Origin of the sequence: Yersinia sp. 2466 StPb PI (assembly GCF_041538325.1) — a bacterium.
In the GTDB taxonomy this organism is placed as follows: domain Bacteria; phylum Pseudomonadota; class Gammaproteobacteria; order Enterobacterales; family Enterobacteriaceae; genus Yersinia; species Yersinia enterocolitica_E.
Genome location: NZ_JAULSL010000001.1, coordinates 327,585 through 344,241, shown reverse-complemented (window position 1 = coordinate 344,241; position 16,657 = coordinate 327,585). Strand labels below are relative to the sequence as shown.

Here is a 16,657-nt window from a genome sequence, read left to right as displayed (position 1 = left end):
CATGACGACTGCACGCATTGGCGGTAACTCAATCGACATTACCCTGGGTACGCAAATTATCCATGTCAAAACCGTTTCAGTGGATATCACCGATAACACCGCCGCCACACAATCACGCGGTATTCCTGATGGCTATGTATCGGGTGATGTGTCTGCTGAGGGGGAGATGGAAGTTGACACCAAGAACTTTAAAAAACTCAGTGCTGCCGCTAAATCCGCTGGCAGCTACCGCAAAATGCCAACTACCGACATTTTGTTTTATGCCAACACTGGCGATGAAGAGTTAACGGTAGAGGTATTCGGTTGCAAGTTGATTATCACCAGCCCGTTAGGTTTTGACCCGAAAGGCGGTGAGACGGCCACGCATAAATTTAAGTATATCGTGACCAGCCCGGACTTTATCCACATTGACGGTACGCCGATTTTATCTAGCGACGACGTCCGCGACTTGATCGGGTGAGTGATGCATATGCCAAACGGAGAAACATCACTCATTAGTCGCCTGTTATTACTTGGCTTTGTTGGGGCGGTTATCGGGATTGGCAAGTTATTAGCCAGTACCGAAGAGATAACGCTACGGCTGATTTTGGGCCGGGCGATATTGGGATCGGCTGCATCCTGGCTGGCGGGCCTGGCAATCATTCACACGCCGGGCCTGGGCGAACTGGAGTTGGTCGCTATTGCTGCCGCCCTGGGCATTGCGGGTTCAAGCGCCATTGAGTTGGCACTAAAAATGCTAATGAAGCGCTATTTAGGCGTACAGAAAAAGGATGGAGAATCATGACATTAAGCGAAAAACAGGCGGTATTTACCGTCATGATCGCCCAGCTCATCCATTGGGCTGACGAACACGGCTACCGCCTGACCTTTGGCGAAGCCTACCGCACTCCAGAACAGGCCGCGCTAAACGCCAAGAACGGCAAAGGCATTACCAATAGCCTGCACACGCAACGCCTGGCTGTGGATTTCAATCTGTTTATTAACGGCCAATACCAGGACAAAAGCGAAGCCTATAAGCCCCTGGGGGAATATTGGGAATCCATCGGCGGGGCTTGGGGCGGGCGCTTCAAAGACGGCAACCATTTTAGCCTGGAACATAACGGGGTGAAGTGATGCGCGAACTGCTGCCGGCGGTACTGCTATTAATTGCAGCCTGGTGGCTGGGCTGGACGATGCACGGCGACCGCCAGGCAAAAATCGAACTGGCAATTAGCCAGGTAGCCGCCGCCAATCGCTTACAAGTGGAGGATATCGCCGGCACCTCAGCGCGCCAGCTTGAGAACAAATTAACGGAGCTAAGGGCTAATGAAGTGCACACCGAGCGACTTATCAGGACTGAGATTATTAAACCGGTATTTAGCACTGTTTGCGCTACTGATGAGTATGTCCGGTTGTTCAACGCCAGCGCGGAACGTGCCGAACGTACCTTATCAGGAAAACTTGTTGACCCCTTGCCCGGTAACGCTGCCACGCCTGGCCGGTAATACTGGCACCGATTTTAGCAATACATTGCAGCAATATGCGCAGATGTACCCGGATTGCGCCGCGCGGCACAACCAGTTAATCGCCGAAATTTACTTACGAAAGGAATTAGAGAAATGAGCAAAGAAACCAAAGAAGTAATCACCCTGGAAGTGAAAGGTATTACGGTGCAATTTGCCCCGACCCTGGTCGCGTATAACAAGTGCCTGAATGAGTCGGCGCGTGATGAGAATATTATCGGCGCGATCAGTACCTACCTGAAACGCATTGTAGTGCCGGAGTCCCGCGACGGCCTGGCCGAACTGCTGCAACGCCCCGGTATGGCCGCAGCCATTGCCAAAAAAGTAAATGAGATTTACGCGCCAGATGCAGAAATCGAAGTAAAGGAATAACCGCGCTCATTCAAGCGATTAAGAATAACCCGCTTGAACAATATATGACGCTCCGACGTCATTACCTTCCCAGCGAAGGTGATGACGTTATGAGCCTGGCGCGCGCGGCCTGGCTGGCGGAATACTTCCACGAAAGCGCCATTAACGGCACCACCGCAGGTATATGCAAAGCCTTTAACGGTGAATAGGGATAATCATGAAAGAACTGTCTTTTCTGTTGAGTCTTAAAAATAATCTGAGCGCACCGCTCGGCAAGGCGCAACAGTCTGTCGAACAGTTCGCCAAACAGTCACAGCGGGCCTTTAAACAAATTGCGGTCGGAGCTATGGGGTTGTGGGGCGTTGCTCAAGGTCTCAAAGGCTTGCTTGCCCCCGCTCATGAGGTTCAGAAAACATTAGATGAGTTGTCTACACGTAATGTCAGTACGCAAGCATTAGACAAAATGTTTAAGGCGGCGCAAACGTTTAGCACCGCTTACGGCAAGAATGCCGCCGACTTTATCAGCTCAGCAACCATCATCAAAAGTACCATTGCCGGCATTACCGATAATGAGTTACCACGCTACACCACCGCCATAAACACCCTTGCCATAGCGACCAAAGGCAGCGCCGAGGGGGCCGCTAATTACATGGCTGACATGGCAAATAACTTCCGCACTACGGCCAGCGAAATGGGCAATATCCCATTTGCCGAAATGATGGCGTCAAAAGGTGCGTACATGGTGCAGAATTTTGGCGCAAACCTTGACGAAATCCGCGAAATGGTCAAGTCCAGCAAGGGAACCGGTACCCAAATGGGGGCGGGTATGGATGAACAACTCGCCGTCCTGGGGATGCTCAAGCAGACCAAAGGCACTGAGGCCGGCGGTATTTATGACGCATTCCTGAAAAGTGCCATTGAGGGCGGTAAACAGTTGGGCCTGAGCTTTACTGACGCACAAGGCCAGATGTTGGAGTTCCCCGACATTCTGCAAAAACTTCAGGCGAAATTCGGTAACACCATTGAGGGCAACGTTAAGGCGCAAGCCGCATTAAATAAAGCCTTTGGCGAGGGTGCGCAGGCATTGACTGCCACCTGGGGCCAGGCGGATAAGTTGCGTAAACATATGCGCGATATGGGTAACACCCAGGGATTAGATCGGGCGGTAGAAATGGCTAAGAAAATGGCCGACATGTGGGAACGTGTTGATCAGGTCTGGAAGCGTATTAGGATTTCCATCGGTATGCAGCTTATCCCGGCTATTTCCCCCCTGGCTGATTATGCGATTAATGCCGGGACACAGTTCGCCAAATGGCTGGATATGTTCCCCAACATTGCCCGCTGGATTGGCTACATTGCCATGGCAACGCTTGGCATGGCCGCAGCCGGCGCAATCGCTAATGTCGTGATGGGGGTATCGAAATTTATTTGGATGGGGTTGACCGGTATTTGGGCGGTTGCAACATTCACCGTTCGTGGCCTGATGTGGGCGATTAACCTCAAGGCCCGCGCCATTCAGTTAGCGACCTTTGTCACGGTCATTTATAACGGCGCACTAAAATTCTTGCGCGTCGCGCTCATTGCGACTCGCATGATGTTGATAAGCAGCACGGTTGCCATGCGCGCCTACGGTATCGCCACTATGTTAGCCGGCGTTGGGATGCAGTTATTGACCAGCCCTATCACCTTGATTATTGCTGGCCTTGTCGCGCTGGCGGCGGGGGTTTGGTACGTCATTTCCCATTGGGATCAGCTTAAAGCCGCATTGCTGGACAGCGCCGCATTCCAGTGGGTTATGCAGATTGCCGGCCAGGTCGGGGAGATGTTCGCCGGCGTGTGGGCGTCCATTACCCTGGGCTGGGAAACGGTAGTGGCATTCTTTGGCGGTTTGTCGCCCGTCGAAGCCTTTAACGGCTTTGTTGACGCCATCGCCAATGTGTTCAGTGGCCTGTGGGATTACCTGACGGAGTCTTTCGGCGCGACCTACAACTGGATTGTCAGCAAGCTCAATAAAATCCCCGGCGTGAATATCGACCTTAAACCTATCGGCCAGAGTGAGGGAGGCGCAGCCGCGCCAGCAACCACCCTCCCCGCGCCGGCGGGGTTGGTCAGCCCGGCAATGAACAAGGGCGGGATAGCCAAAACCCTGACCACCAATAACAGCAACCAGAGCAGTACCGTGCGCACTGGTAACACCATCGGCGAAGTGAATATTTACCCGCCGAACGGGGCCACGCTGGATAGCATCATGGAATCAAGGGAGCTTGCCGCCGGATGAGTGAACAACTGTACATCGACCTGCTAATCACTGACGGTGATTTTACACTTTCATCCGGCAATGAACCGCTGTTGTGCGATAACCGCATCAGCATTGCGCAGGACTGCGTACATCGGATTATTGAGTCCGGCCTGGTTAAGTTGCTGATTGCCGAGCGGAGCCCGGTATTGCGCACCGATATCTTGTTGCAAATGGAGCTGTTGACCGAAACAGACACGCGCATTGTGCCGGGTACCGTACTGATTACCGATGATGACCAGGGGCATTATTTTATTACGGCTGATACCTACGATTTCGGCCCACTGTCACTGCGAGACTTATTATGAATAATCGCCCCAATCCTGACTATAAAGCCATTCTTGCCGATCAGGGCATGCCGACGACTGAAAGCCAGGTGCAAGCGGAATTCGCAAAGGTCGCGGCTGATGAAAATCTAGTTACCAACACCTCAGACATGGCACCGTTTTGGCGGCTAATCAAAGCCATTGTGACCGCGCCAGTCATGTGGCTGATTGACGCGTTAGTAAATACCGTTATGGCTAACCTGTTTCTGGCTACCGCTAGCGGGACTTTTGTTGATCTGTTTGCCTGGGCGGTCAATTTATCCCGCAAAGATGCCAGTCTTGCTCAGGGCGTGATCCGCTTTACCAAAGATAGCGTTAGCGCTGAAATTACCGTACCCGCCGGCACTGTGATCCAGACCGAACGCATTAACGGCACCGTTTATAAATTAATGACATTGGCCGATACCGTTATACCTGCTGGGGTAACCGGGGCGTTGATTGCGGTCAATGCTGAATCAGCCGGCAGCGGCCACAACCTGGCACCCGGCTATTTCCGTATTCTACCGGTGGCGGTCAATGGCATCGCCAGTGCGGTAAACGAGGATAATTGGTTAATCGCGCCGGGGGCTGATAAGGAGCTGGACGACGACTTGCGTGACCGGGTGCGCAATCAGTTTAATTTGCCAGGCCAATATCATATCGATGCGGTTTACCGTGGGTTGATTGCGGGTATTGCCGGCCTGACCACTGACCGAATTTTTTTCCTACACGATGCGCCACGCGGGCCGGGAACGGCTAACGTCTATTTGTTGCTGGATTCTGGCATCGCCAGCCAGCCGTTTATCGATACGGTGAATGATTATGTGATGAGCCAGGGCAACCACGGCCACGGTGACGATGTGCTGTGTTTACCGCTACCGGAAGAAATTCATAACTTGACCGTGACGCTTCACTTTTTCGATAGCAGCAATTTAGACGATGAGCAAAGCGACGCCTTGCTGGCAAATATCCGCAATCTGATTGGCTGTGCATTCCGGGAAAACACCGATTACACCGTGCAAAAGACCTGGCCGCACAGCCGCTTTTCTATGTCCCGCCTGGGGGAAGAATTGCATGATCACTTTGCTGAAATCGAATCGCTGACTTTTTCGCGGGGTGACATTATCAGTGGGTTATTTGTGCCACGCCTGGGCGTTCTGACGCTGGAGAAAGCCAATGGATAAGCTACCCGCATTTACCTTGCCGGTATGGCTGAACAAAGGCGAGCCGGTCAAATTAATGCGCGCCTGCCTGGCCTTTTGGCAAAAGGTTTACACCTGGATCAAGTGGCCGCTTAACCAGGCAGACCCGTTAACCTGCGTCGTGCCGTTACTCAATCTGCTGGCGTATCAGCGGGATGTGACCCGATTCCCTGGCGAACCGCTCCCCCTCTTTCGTAAGCGGGTACATTTTGCCTTTATCAATGCCAAAGACGCGGGATCGGTGTCCGGGTTTATTGCGATATTCGCCCGCCTGGGCGTGGGCTATGTCGAACTGTTAGAGCGCCAGCCCGATATTGATTGGGATGTCATAACGGTGCGTGTCACTGATAGCCAAGTGGCTGAAAACAGTGAATTACTGATGAATATCATTCGCCAGTATGGCCGCACCTGCCGCCGTTATCAGTACGAAATAATCACCCCTGTTGATATGTATATCCGCGCCGGCCATGTGGGTTGTGAATATATCTGTTACAGCGCCAGCACCGTATCAAATGAAGTGACAACAACCGCCGTATTTGGCGCGTCGCTGATGGAGAAAAACTAATGTCACAAACTGCTATTACTTTTGCTTTCGAACAATGGAAAGCCCAGGAAGCCGCAGCGGGTAAAGCCGTGGTGCTGGATGAATTTGTCCTGGCCTATGTGCCAGGTCTGGATCATACCGTCCCCATTAACCGCGCCGAAACATTGCCGCCAGTGGCGCAAATCGTTCACCGCCAGGCGGTGAATAAAATTGGCCTGGTCAATGATAATGCGGTGGTTTATTCCGTCACGATGGGTACTGAATTGGGTGACTTTGATTTCAACTGGATCGGGCTGGTCAATAAAGCCAGCGGTACAGTGGCGATGATTGTTCATGCACCGACCCAGCGCAAAGTTGCTAACGTAGCCGGCCAGCAAGGTAACGTCTTGACCCGTTCATTTTTGATGGAATACAACGGCGCAGCGACCGCAACCGGCATCACTACACCGGCGGAAACCTGGCAAATTGATTTCACCGCCCGATTGACCGGCATTGATGAAATGCAGCGGTTAATTAACGTTGATAACTATGGGGCTGGCGCATTTTTTAACACGGGTTATCTGGTTGCCAAGACAGGCGCACAATTCTTTGTGACCAAAGGTACGGGTTATATCGGCGGCATTCGAGCCGACCTAACCGCAAATCGTAATATTACGGTACCCGCCGCCGCGACCAAGGTTTGGGCTGACGTCAGTTTGCAGGGCAACATTACCAGCCAATGGGAAGCGGTCATTAAAATCACCGTCGCGCCGACTCTGGAAAATTATAGCCAATCAGGCTTTATGCATTATGTGTTTGCGGTCGCCAGTATTGACACAGCCGGCAACATTACAGACTTGCGCCCGCAAGGTTCATTGACTGACGACGCACTGGCGAAGCATGAGCAATCCCGTAATCACCCTGACGCGACACTGACCGCAAAGGGGTTTACTCAGCTAAGTAGTGCAACGAACAGCGACAGCGAAGTACTGGCAGCGACACCGAAAGCGGTTAAAACCGTGAGTGATGTAGCTGCAAAAATTGTCAGTGACCTTTCTGCAAACGGCATTGGATTGCCGACTCAGCCAGTTATAAATAATTTTGATTGGCAGAATTTCACGTTTTTGTCGGGTGCAAACTACCTGGCTTATTCCAATTCATGGATAAACGCCCCTGACGGGATTTCATACCCTGAGACGGGGTTAGCAATTAGCATCACTGTTGATTACATGTCCGGCACGATTGTGGGTTTAACGTTAATTCCCAGCACGATTGTAGCGTCTGCTTTTAACGTTTATCACGTCCGGATTGCCGGGAATAAGGGGGTACGCACATTTTCGGTGAGGCAAGCATGGAACGCCGCAATGCCAGTGCCAATAGCTGGCGGGGGAACAGGTGCACCGACTGCGCTTGGTGCGCTAACAAATCTCGGTCTTACAGGGATGGGTATCGGCTCAGCAAGCATTGCTGATATCGCCAATTTTGATTGGCAGAACTTCATATTCACATCGGGTGCTAACTACCTCGCGAGCTACAACACCTGGCTAAATGCGCCGCCAGAACTGACTTTTAACGCCGGTACTCGGCTAAGTATAACGGTTGACTACATAGCGACAAACAGCACACGGATAGGGTTAACGATAATCCCCGATACAGGGGCGCAAACTAACTTTCATGTATTCAAAGTGCTGTGCGTTGGCGCGCCCGGTTCGCGGGTGTTTACGGTCAGGGAGGAATTCAACTCCGCTAATACCGCTATTAGCCTGCCCGGAAGCCTGACCGCCGCCAGTGCTTTAAAAGGTTCAACGGTCACAGCCGTTGGTAACGTTGCGTCGGGAAATGGTAACTCATGGCTGGCGGCTGACGGCAATGTTTACGGTTCTGTATGGGGTGGCTATCTGTCCACCTATATTGGCAACATGCGAAATACCGCCTCAAAAGATTGGAATGGATGGTTTAGAGATTCAGCAACCGGGTTACTCATCCAGTGGTGTACTGGCCCCGGCGTGATACACGAAACCCAAAATGTGGTTACTCACTTTCCAATTGCGTTCCCGAACGTATGTTTAATGGTGTATGCATCAACAAAAAGCCCGGACCAAAATTGGAATAATGATGTTTTTTATCAAGTTGCTAACTGGTCAAATTCATCTGCCGTATGCATGTTGCAACGACCAAACGGCGCCACGGCTGGCACGTCAGTTTATCCGCAAATTTTAGCTATTGGCGCTTAAATAGGGAGCCATCATGTACTGTTTCTCAGCCACAACACTGAGTTTTTACCCGAAAGAGTTGTTAGGGATTTACGCAGACGCCGGGACATTACCGGGTGATTTAGTAGAGATTAATGATGATGTTTATGCTCAATTCTCTGATATGCAGCCAATCGGGAAAAAGCGTGGCGCGAATAAAAAGGGAATGCCTAAATGGGTTGATATTCCTGCGCCAGTCGTCACCGATAATGATATCGCAGCAACCGCCCGGCGCTATCGTGATGCTTTTATTGCCGCCACTGATGCTCTGACTATCATTGATTATTCCATTGATGACAGCCCACTGACAGACGAGCAACGCGGTGAATTAATGGCAGTGCGACTGGCCTTTAAAGCCTGGCCGACCGTCGCCGGCTGGCCGCTAGTCGAATTGCCAGAATTACCGCAATGGTTATTGATTGAAGCCGTTAATAATGGCTATCGGGTACCTGTTTGGCCGGATGCGGCTTATGTGGCATAAATCATTATTACGCATCCCGGCCAATCTGGCCCCGGTCAATTGCTCAACCGTGGCCGTTCATCCCTGGGCGTTTGGCGTTGGTCAAACAGAAACATCAGGCTCGTTTCTGAGTCCGGCCAATGCGATTGATACACTCGCCAGCCGGTTGGCCGGCGCAGACAGCGAACAGGATGTAGTGGTATTTCTTATTACCGCCACATCCCTGGGCCAGTTTATTTCCCTACTGACCGTCGCCGGCGAGGTGTTCCCGATACCGGCATTGACCCAAGTTCAGCGCCGAGCAAAAGCGGCGTTAAGTTTGGATGCCAGCAAAATGCAAATCCCCGCGCGTCCGGGTGGTTTGCCAGCCAGTGCGCCGCTATCCGTTGCCACCACGCGCATGGCATCCGGTGCGCAAGCCTTGCAAAAAGCGATCAGCAATACCGCCGCCGGCAGCAGTAGCGAGGCTATCGGTACAGCCCTGGCAGCATTCAAACAACAGCGCGCCGCATTGCTTACCGATGCAAAAAATAGCCTGGAACAATTACAAGGGGCGAGTGTGCCAATTTGGGCGTTTTCAGTGGAGGGCAACACGCAAACGGCTATCGCTGAGATGAAAAAAGACATTCCCGACAGCCAGGCCATTTTTAGCCTGGCGTTACTGTTTGTGGGCGCGGATTTGGCCCCACTGCGTGCAATGGTGGTAAATCATGGCTGATATTGTGATGCTGGCGCTCGATGGCGAGGCGATTTTATTAAAAAACATTCTGGTTACGTTGACGATGCCTATACAGGACAAAGACCAGAGCGGCCAGGCCAGCAGTACCAACAAATCAGAGCAAGGCACCAAAGGCAAGGAGTTGCGGGTATCCGGGTTAATTCGATATACGGATGCCGCTATGTTGACGCGTATTTATAGCCTGGCCGAAGCCAAGAACGCAGATGGCAGTAAGAAGCGCTATCGTGTCGCGCACTCCCTGGCCCAGGCGGTGAAGTTCCGGGAAGCCACCTTTACCAGTGGCGTGGATGCCGCCGAACAAACAAATGCTATGGCGTGGCTGGTTAATTTTACCCTGACTGAATTTTCCAGTGTGGCCGAACGTAAGGCCCAACAAGCCAGCAAAGGCGGGAAAAATGCCACTATTCAGACCGCAGGCGGTACCGCGACCGCGTCAGAGGGCGAGACAGCGGAAAGCCGCTCATGGTTTGAAAGTGTGCTGCAAAAAATTGATAACACCATAGGCCCGGCAGGGGGTAGCGCATGAAATCCGTTGTGATATTGCGTATTGGCGATGATGTTATCCCCGCCAATAACTTAAATCTTTCGCTCTCATTGAATGGGTGCGGCCTGGGGTTTGTTACTGCGCTAACTGACCAGGATTGTAACGGTAAATTGGTGCGGCTGGATTTGGGCAATAACGCCTCGATATTCCGCTGGCTAACCGGGTTTGTGGAGCGTAGCGCGCCGGCTGAAAATGGCGCGCAGCGGTTAATGGTGCGGGAGCTGGTCGGCGTGTTTGAGCGTTCGTGGCCGTGCTCACTGCAACACCCCACCTTACGCGATGTTACCGACGCGGTCGGCAAATCAACTGCCATGCGTTTTGTATTACCGGAAAATGTCGCTTACACCGATACCCCGATCCCCCATTTTCAGCATAATGGCAGCGGCAACCAGCTATTACTTAACCTTGGCCGGGCGTTCAGTATCCCGGATTTTGTCTGGTATCAGTTGCCCGATGGCACGGTTTACGTTGGCAGCTATGCCGACTCTCGTTTTGCACTAACGCCAGTTGATATTCCGCAGGAATTCGCCCAGGGCGGCGGCGGCGGGAATAGCCTTACCTTACCACTTATCCCGGCCATTCGTCCGGGCGTTATTGTGAACGGCCAGCGCATCACCAAGGTTGATGTGAGCGATGACACAATGACATTGAACTGGACGCCGTTAAACAGCCAGGGCCAGCCGGCGCAGAAATCCCCGGAACAGCGCCAGATTGAAAAGCTTTATCCAGAATTGGGTGCGGGTTTACATTTGCCTCGCCGCGCGCGGGTAATGAGTCCGACCGATGCCGCCGAGCTGGGCGACCCGTCCGACCCCTTCCGGCCTCGCTATGCGGTTAATGTTCAATTGCTGGACGAGAACGGCAACGCCGCAGCCGGCGCGCAGGAATATAACGCGGTACCGCTTCCTATTCCGATGGCTGGCAGTGAGGGCGGTATGTTCCAGTTCCCGCCAGAGGGAACGCTGGTCGAAATTGGTTTTGCTGATGGCCGGCCAGATAAGCCGATGATCCGGCAAATACTGTCTGAGGGGTTATCACTGCCCGCAGTGAAACCGGGGGAGCAGTTGCAACAGCAGCGCGCCGGCGTCAGTCAGCGCGTGACGGTTGACGGCAGTTGGCAGCGTGATACCGACCAGGCGATAGAAGAAACCAGCAGCCGGCGCAGCGTGACCAGTGACGAGGAAAGCCGCACCACTACGACCCGCAACACCACGGTAAAAGCCAACGATAGCACCACGGTACTGGGAACTAAAACCCTGATGGCCGGCCAGATGGTGCAACTTGCCGAGGGTGATTATTCGATAGGCACATCGGCAAACATGGTGACCAAAGTCGGCAAAGACAAAACTGACGATGTTGGCCAGAATCAAAATATCAAAGTTGGCCAGAACCAAACGACTGATATCGCCGGCGCGCTCACGGAGAAAATAGCCGGCATTCGGCGCAGTGTTGCCGCTTCCCAGGAACTTATCGCTCCTTCCGTGCGCCTGGGTACGGATGAAATCAATGTGCTGACGTTGCTCACTGATACGCTGGACGTGATCCAAACCCTGGCCACGCAGACCGCTAGCCATACCCACATCAACACCGGCGGGCCACTGAATGCCGGCGATTTCACCGCCACAGCCAACCGCACTCAAGCCCTTACTACCAAGTACGGCCCCTTCATTGCCTAGCCACCATCGAGCACAGAGCTAACCGTCTGTGCTTCAGTGATTAACTAACGCACTGTAACGCCCCTCAATCAATTCAAGCCCCAAAACACGTAACCGCATACCCAACAATCCGATCTCACCACCTGCGCGCGTGGGCGAATCCCTAGCCCACATACGGAAGCACTCGCGGGACGAAATCGGCGCTACACCGCACCCGCCTGCACGATTTGGATCTTAAAAATTTTGCAATAGTTTTGAGGGGCAAACAAACCCGCCAAGCCGCGCCGCCGCTGGGCTATTGCTGTCTGAATGGTTTTGCACTCGCCGCCAACTTTTGCAGAGATTTGCAAAAAGTCGCGGCTATCCCTTTGCTAACCAATTGGTTAACTTCATGTTTTAAAAGGATCTCTTTTGGATTACGTGACGATCAAATAATATCGGCGGGCATATTTTCACAAGAGTTGAAAGTATAGTGAAGCCACGCGCCGCAAGGATTGCGGAGGGATTGAGCGTGAAAATGTTTTTGCAATAACATGCGCGAAAGATCTCGCGTGGATCGTTGTGATGTGATGAGAAAGCAGCCGGCCAGCACTCCAGGGAAAACAGCCGCATGTCGATTCCGTGATGATTTTGCGCTCATGAAAAAGCCCCGCAAGCGGGGCTGATTTATCAAGCGTGGTCAATACGTGGTCATTAATTTTCATTTATATTTAATATTCAATAGGATATATACATATCACTGACATCAACGGGTGTCACCTCATCTTCTACGTTAGCCAACACATCAGCAAATGGCAATTCAACTTGCTCCTCTGATGCAGAAATAGTTACTTTCCCGGGCAATGATATCCATTGAAGTGAACCTCCCACTTGTGTAGCTATCTCTTGTGCTGACCTCGCCAGATATGCGCCTTGTTGAATCAGCCAGTGCACACCTTCGCTGGTTGCACTCCCTAATGGCCCCGGTAAAGCAAAAACATCTCTCCCTTGCTCTATAGCATAGCGGGCAGTAATCAAAGAGCCACTTTTCAGCGTAGCTTCAACCACTAATACAGCAGAACTTAGCCCACTGATAATACGATTCCTTCTGGGGAAATGGGCAGCGACCGGCAATGCTGTTGTCAAAAACTCAGAGACCAGAGCTCCACCTTGGCACTCAATGTCTTTGGCCAGATGACGATGTCGACGTGGATATATGTTCTCCAACCCGCTACCTAATACCGCGATGGTCTTTCCTTTAGCATTCAAAGCCGCTTGATGACAAATCCCATCAATCCCAATTGCCAGACCACTGGTGATAACCAACCCCGTTCGAGCCAGTTCTGAAGCAAAGTAACAGCCCCACTGCTCACCATAGTGGCTGAAATGACGGCTACCCACCATGGCAATCTGAGAGCGATACAACACATCGAGCTCGCCAGAAACAAACAGCACCAGAGGAGCGGCAGAGATATGAGCCAAACGGGGTGGATAGCTTGGCTCACCGTAGGCTAATAAGTGGTGAGAAGGCTGACTCAGCCAAGTTAAACTGGCCTCAATATAGCGGGGATCTACTTGATAAAACTGCTGGCATTGCTGAGCATCCAATCCGTAAGCAGCCAATCTGCCGGGGTGGACATCACCACGGACAAGTAACCGTCTGACCAATGCACTGCTTTTCACTACCCCAAATCCCTTAACCTTGCTCATCCTGAGCCATAATTCAGCCGCTAACATATTGCCTCCCTGGCTTGCTTTCTATGCTGACACCGATTTGTTCAATTGGTAGACGATGCTGTCAATCAGAGCCGGAAATGTCTAGAATAGAGATTGAATATCATTCACTACTCGGACGCAGATCTAGATATTTATGTCAGTATTACAAGTATTACATTACCCAGATGAGCGGCTGCGCAAAATTGCGGCGCCGGTAAAAGAAGTCAATGGCGAAATCCAGCGTATTGTGGACGACATGTTCGAGACCATGTACGCAGAGGAAGGCATTGGCCTTGCCGCAACCCAAGTGGATGTTCATAAACAAATTATCGTGATTGATGTTTCGGAAAATCGTGACCAACGCCTGGTGTTGATTAACCCAGAGCTGTTGGAGAAAAGCGGTGAAACCGGCATTGAAGAAGGTTGCTTATCAATTCCTGAGCAACGGGCATTAGTCCCTCGCGCTGAAAAAGTAAAAATCAGAGCGCTGGACCGTGATGGTAAACCGTTCGAACTGGAAGCGGATGATTTATTAGCAATCTGTATTCAGCACGAAATGGACCATTTGGTTGGCAAACTGTTTGTGGACTATTTATCGCCGCTGAAACGTCAGCGTATCCGCCAAAAGTTGGAGAAAATGGCCAAGTTAAATGCCCGAGCCGACTAACCCCATCTAATGCAGGAAACCAACGTGTCTGACTCTTTGCGGATTATTTTTGCAGGAACGCCTGATTTTGCAGCGCGCCATCTTGGCGCGCTGTTGTCTTCCCAACATCAGATTGTTGGTGTTTTCACTCAACCGGACCGTCCCGCTGGCCGAGGTAATAAACTGACCCCGAGCCCAGTGAAGGTATTGGCAGAACAACAAAGTATTCCCGTTTTTCAGCCGAAATCGCTACGACCCGAGGAGAACCAACATCTCGTGGCTGATCTGAATGCTGATATTATGGTCGTAGTTGCCTATGGTCTGATTTTGCCTGCATCTGTTTTGGCAATGCCGCGATTAGGCTGTATTAACGTCCATGGTTCCCTATTACCACGCTGGCGTGGTGCTGCGCCTATCCAACGTTCAGTATGGGCCGGTGATGCAAAAACTGGGGTAACAATCATGCAAATGGATGTTGGGCTAGACACCGGAGATATGCTGCATAAAATTGAATGTGACATTCAGCCGGATGATACCAGTGCGACAATGTACGATAAGCTGGCGCAATTAGGCCCTCAGGGCTTATTGATAACATTGCAGCAATTAGCGCAAGGCAGTGCACAGCCGGAAGTACAAAATGAAGCACAAGCCACTTATGCAGAAAAGCTAAGTAAAGAGGAGGCCAAATTAGATTGGTCACTTTCTGCGGCTCAGTTAGAACGCTGTATTCGTGCTTTTAATCCTTGGCCAGTTAGCTATTTTGTCGTTGATGAACAGCTCATCAAGGTCTGGCAGGCACAGGTACTCCCTAAAGTAGATAATACCAAGCCCGGAACCATCATTCATGCAGATAAACATGGGATCCAAGTGGCTACCGCAGATGGCGTTTTAAATATCACGCAACTGCAACCAGCCGGCAAGAAAGCCATGTCCGCAGCTGACTTATTAAATTCACGTCGCGAATGGTTTGCGCCCGGTAGTCAACTAGCATAATAACTCAGCAGCTACAGCTATATACCTAATAGATGTCAAGATGCAGGAAGGCCGGTCCAGAGATGGTCAAGTAACGAGATCAGCCAACACCCCTGCAACTTGAAAGATGACGGATGTAGGTTTCATCGCCCGATACTTCATCATCGGGCCACTTTCCCTTTATTTGCTGACGTTTGTCGGCTTTTTTGGTTATGAAAAACACATATAATCTCCGCAGCATCGCTGCTAAAGCAATTAGCCAGGTATTGGATCAGGGGCAATCGCTCAGTACCGTTTTGCCTGGGCTACAGAAAAATATTTCCGATAAAGATCGCGCATTGCTACAGGAGTTGTGTTTTGGCACTTTGCGTGTTCTACCACAGCTAGAGTGGTGTATCCAGCAGTTGATGGCGCGCCCAATGACTGGTAAACAGCGTGTTTTTCACTACCTGATTATGATCGGGCTATACCAGTTGGTTTATACCCGGATTCCGCCACATGCTGCTCTAGCCGAAACGGTTGAAGGTGCCACTGCGCTGAAACGTCCGCAACTAAAAGGGTTGATCAACGGTGTACTACGTCAATTCCAGCGTCAGCAAGTGGAATTACTGGAGCGCGCTGCAAATAGTGATAGCCGTTACCTGCATCCTAGCTGGTTATTAGCGCGTATTAAGCAAGCCTATCCAGAACAATGGCAGCAGATTGTGGACGCGAATAACCAAAAGCCACCAATGTGGCTGCGGGTAAATCGTCTCCATCATACCCGCGGTGAATATCTCGAGCTGTTAAAGCAAGCGGAGATAGATGCAGAACCTCATGCCTTTTATCCCGACGCAGTACGGCTTATTGCCCCGTGCGCCGTCAATGATCTGCCTGGTTTCGAACAAGGCTGGGTAACAGTGCAAGATGCTTCAGCCCAAGGTTGTGTTGATCTACTTGATCCGCAAAATGGTGAACAGATCCTTGATTTATGTGCCGCTCCGGGCGGTAAAACAACACACATCCTCGAAGCTGCGCCAAAAGCACATGTATTAGCTGTGGATATTGATGAACAACGGCTCAGCCGGGTTAAGGAAAATTTACAACGTCTGAAATTACATGCAGTGGTGCGAGTCGGCGATGGTCGAACCCCGGATACATGGTGTGACGATCAGCAATTTGATCGTATTCTGCTAGATGCACCTTGCTCTGCCACCGGTGTGATTCGTCGCCACCCTGATATCAAATGGTTGCGCCGAGACAGTGATATTGCCGATCTGGCAGAATTACAATCTGAGATCATTGAAGCTATCTGGCCTAGACTGAAGAAAGGTGGCGTAATGGTTTATGCTACTTGTTCGATATTGCCGCAAGAGAATCAGCAACAGATAGCCGCTTTCCTGCAACGACATTGTGAAGCAGAATTGGTTGAAACTGGTACTAACGCGACTCCCGGTAAACAAAACTTGCCACACCCTGAGGATGGCGATGGTTTCTTTTATGCGAAGTTAATCAAAAGATAATCGTGGCTTTGGC

The 16,657-nt window shown here is 51.4% G+C and carries 18 protein-coding genes and 1 pseudogene; 18 read left to right on the top strand and 1 reads right to left on the bottom strand.

Translation table 11 applies throughout. The features are described from left to right. Position 1: 1 nt before the first annotated feature. From Q2T72_RS01525 to Q2T72_RS01455, 15 genes are all read left to right on the top strand, one after another. Positions 2 to 460 carry a phage protein gene (locus Q2T72_RS01525; protein ID WP_025376679.1) on the top strand — a complete coding sequence of 153 codons (459 nt, stop codon included), beginning with the start codon at positions 2 to 4 and terminating at the stop codon, positions 458 to 460. A 9-nt stretch (positions 461 to 469) separates the two neighbouring features. After that, positions 470 to 784, top strand: coding sequence for a phage holin family protein (locus Q2T72_RS01520; RefSeq protein WP_263816100.1), 315 nt, complete (start codon positions 470 to 472; stop codon positions 782 to 784). Next, a complete protein-coding gene (locus Q2T72_RS01515) occupies positions 781 to 1,113 on the top strand; it encodes a M15 family metallopeptidase (RefSeq protein WP_372568514.1) in 333 nt (110 codons plus the stop codon). The genes Q2T72_RS01520 and Q2T72_RS01515 overlap by 4 nt, the downstream gene beginning before the upstream one ends. After that, positions 1,113 to 1,484, top strand: coding sequence for a hypothetical protein (locus Q2T72_RS01510; RefSeq protein ID WP_372568513.1), 372 nt, complete (start codon positions 1,113 to 1,115; stop codon positions 1,482 to 1,484). The genes Q2T72_RS01515 and Q2T72_RS01510 overlap by 1 nt, the downstream gene beginning before the upstream one ends. 114 nt (positions 1,485 to 1,598) lie before the next feature. Further along, on the top strand, positions 1,599 to 1,874 hold the full coding sequence (locus tag Q2T72_RS01505; protein WP_372568512.1) for a putative phage tail assembly chaperone: 276 nt from the start codon (positions 1,599 to 1,601) through the stop codon (positions 1,872 to 1,874). 44 nt (positions 1,875 to 1,918) lie between these two features. Then, entirely contained in the window at positions 1,919 to 2,062 is a 144-nt protein-coding gene (locus Q2T72_RS01500; protein WP_167335165.1) for a hypothetical protein, read from the top strand. 8 nt (positions 2,063 to 2,070) lie between these two features. After that, positions 2,071 to 4,131, top strand: a complete 2,061-nt coding sequence (locus tag Q2T72_RS01495; RefSeq protein ID WP_372568511.1) for a phage tail tape measure protein — start codon at positions 2,071 to 2,073, stop codon at positions 4,129 to 4,131. Next, positions 4,128 to 4,457 (top strand): DUF2590 family protein, encoded by a 330-nt coding sequence (locus Q2T72_RS01490; protein WP_050917218.1) that lies wholly within the window; start codon positions 4,128 to 4,130, stop codon positions 4,455 to 4,457. The genes Q2T72_RS01495 and Q2T72_RS01490 overlap by 4 nt, the downstream gene beginning before the upstream one ends. Then, a complete protein-coding gene (locus Q2T72_RS01485) occupies positions 4,454 to 5,638 on the top strand; it encodes a baseplate J/gp47 family protein (RefSeq protein ID WP_050917217.1) in 1,185 nt (394 codons plus the stop codon). The genes Q2T72_RS01490 and Q2T72_RS01485 overlap by 4 nt, the downstream gene beginning before the upstream one ends. Further along, positions 5,631 to 6,221 carry a hypothetical protein gene (locus tag Q2T72_RS01480; RefSeq protein ID WP_372568510.1) on the top strand — a complete coding sequence of 197 codons (591 nt, stop codon included), beginning with the start codon at positions 5,631 to 5,633 and terminating at the stop codon, positions 6,219 to 6,221. The genes Q2T72_RS01485 and Q2T72_RS01480 overlap by 8 nt, the downstream gene beginning before the upstream one ends. Then, entirely contained in the window at positions 6,221 to 8,413 is a 2,193-nt protein-coding gene (locus tag Q2T72_RS01475; protein ID WP_372568509.1) for a phage tail protein, read from the top strand. The genes Q2T72_RS01480 and Q2T72_RS01475 overlap by 1 nt, the downstream gene beginning before the upstream one ends. A 13-nt stretch (positions 8,414 to 8,426) precedes the next feature. Next, on the top strand, positions 8,427 to 8,912 hold the full coding sequence (locus Q2T72_RS01470; RefSeq protein ID WP_372568508.1) for a tail fiber assembly protein: 486 nt from the start codon (positions 8,427 to 8,429) through the stop codon (positions 8,910 to 8,912). Further along, a complete protein-coding gene (locus tag Q2T72_RS01465) occupies positions 8,902 to 9,609 on the top strand; it encodes a hypothetical protein (protein ID WP_372568507.1) in 708 nt (235 codons plus the stop codon). The genes Q2T72_RS01470 and Q2T72_RS01465 overlap by 11 nt, the downstream gene beginning before the upstream one ends. Continuing rightward, positions 9,602 to 10,156 (top strand): hypothetical protein, encoded by a 555-nt coding sequence (locus tag Q2T72_RS01460; RefSeq protein WP_050132632.1) that lies wholly within the window; start codon positions 9,602 to 9,604, stop codon positions 10,154 to 10,156. The genes Q2T72_RS01465 and Q2T72_RS01460 overlap by 8 nt, the downstream gene beginning before the upstream one ends. Beyond that, positions 10,153 to 11,850 carry a hypothetical protein gene (locus Q2T72_RS01455; RefSeq protein ID WP_372568506.1) on the top strand — a complete coding sequence of 566 codons (1,698 nt, stop codon included), beginning with the start codon at positions 10,153 to 10,155 and terminating at the stop codon, positions 11,848 to 11,850. The genes Q2T72_RS01460 and Q2T72_RS01455 overlap by 4 nt, the downstream gene beginning before the upstream one ends. Positions 11,851 to 12,570: 720 nt before the next feature. Here the strand turns inward: Q2T72_RS01455 and dprA are convergent. Further along, positions 12,571 to 13,545, bottom strand: a pseudogene (gene dprA / locus Q2T72_RS01450) (DNA-protecting protein DprA); the annotation flags it as partial. Positions 13,546 to 13,678: 133 nt separating this feature from the next. On the opposite strand from dprA, the gene def reads away from it, so the two are divergent. From def to rsmB, 3 genes are all read left to right on the top strand, one after another. Continuing rightward, on the top strand, positions 13,679 to 14,191 hold the full coding sequence (def, locus tag Q2T72_RS01445) for a peptide deformylase (RefSeq protein WP_083161153.1): 513 nt from the start codon (positions 13,679 to 13,681) through the stop codon (positions 14,189 to 14,191). A gap of 24 nt (positions 14,192 to 14,215) precedes the next feature. Continuing rightward, complete coding sequence (fmt, locus tag Q2T72_RS01440) at positions 14,216 to 15,163, top strand: methionyl-tRNA formyltransferase (RefSeq protein ID WP_083161155.1); 948 nt, start codon at positions 14,216 to 14,218, stop codon at positions 15,161 to 15,163. A 191-nt stretch (positions 15,164 to 15,354) separates the two neighbouring features. After that, positions 15,355 to 16,644, top strand: coding sequence for a 16S rRNA (cytosine(967)-C(5))-methyltransferase RsmB (rsmB, locus tag Q2T72_RS01435; protein WP_083161157.1), 1,290 nt, complete (start codon positions 15,355 to 15,357; stop codon positions 16,642 to 16,644). Positions 16,645 to 16,657 lie beyond the last annotated feature (13 nt).

What these genes read in the sequence shown, in the direction of transcription:
- Q2T72_RS01520 (WP_263816100.1), top strand. Translation starts at nt 470, where the DNA reads ATGCCAAACGGAGAAACATCACTCATTAGTCGCCTGTTATTACTTGGC.
- Q2T72_RS01480 (WP_372568510.1), top strand. Translation starts at nt 5,631, where the DNA reads ATGGATAAGCTACCCGCATTTACCTTGCCGGTATGGCTGAACAAAGGC.
- Q2T72_RS01515 (WP_372568514.1), top strand. Translation starts at nt 781, where the DNA reads ATGACATTAAGCGAAAAACAGGCGGTATTTACCGTCATGATCGCCCAG.
- Q2T72_RS01505 (WP_372568512.1), top strand. Translation starts at nt 1,599, where the DNA reads ATGAGCAAAGAAACCAAAGAAGTAATCACCCTGGAAGTGAAAGGTATT.
- Q2T72_RS01465 (WP_372568507.1), top strand. Translation starts at nt 8,902, where the DNA reads ATGTGGCATAAATCATTATTACGCATCCCGGCCAATCTGGCCCCGGTC.
- Q2T72_RS01485 (WP_050917217.1), top strand. Translation starts at nt 4,454, where the DNA reads ATGAATAATCGCCCCAATCCTGACTATAAAGCCATTCTTGCCGATCAG.
- Q2T72_RS01455 (WP_372568506.1), top strand. Translation starts at nt 10,153, where the DNA reads ATGAAATCCGTTGTGATATTGCGTATTGGCGATGATGTTATCCCCGCC.
- rsmB (WP_083161157.1), top strand. Translation starts at nt 15,355, where the DNA reads ATGAAAAACACATATAATCTCCGCAGCATCGCTGCTAAAGCAATTAGC.
- Q2T72_RS01470 (WP_372568508.1), top strand. Translation starts at nt 8,427, where the DNA reads ATGTACTGTTTCTCAGCCACAACACTGAGTTTTTACCCGAAAGAGTTG.
- Q2T72_RS01460 (WP_050132632.1), top strand. Translation starts at nt 9,602, where the DNA reads ATGGCTGATATTGTGATGCTGGCGCTCGATGGCGAGGCGATTTTATTA.
- Q2T72_RS01475 (WP_372568509.1), top strand. Translation starts at nt 6,221, where the DNA reads ATGTCACAAACTGCTATTACTTTTGCTTTCGAACAATGGAAAGCCCAG.
- Q2T72_RS01500 (WP_167335165.1), top strand. Translation starts at nt 1,919, where the DNA reads ATGACGCTCCGACGTCATTACCTTCCCAGCGAAGGTGATGACGTTATG.
- Q2T72_RS01510 (WP_372568513.1), top strand. Translation starts at nt 1,113, where the DNA reads ATGCGCGAACTGCTGCCGGCGGTACTGCTATTAATTGCAGCCTGGTGG.
- Q2T72_RS01495 (WP_372568511.1), top strand. Translation starts at nt 2,071, where the DNA reads ATGAAAGAACTGTCTTTTCTGTTGAGTCTTAAAAATAATCTGAGCGCA.
- Q2T72_RS01525 (WP_025376679.1), top strand. Translation starts at nt 2, where the DNA reads ATGACGACTGCACGCATTGGCGGTAACTCAATCGACATTACCCTGGGT.
- def (WP_083161153.1), top strand. Translation starts at nt 13,679, where the DNA reads ATGTCAGTATTACAAGTATTACATTACCCAGATGAGCGGCTGCGCAAA.
- Q2T72_RS01490 (WP_050917218.1), top strand. Translation starts at nt 4,128, where the DNA reads ATGAGTGAACAACTGTACATCGACCTGCTAATCACTGACGGTGATTTT.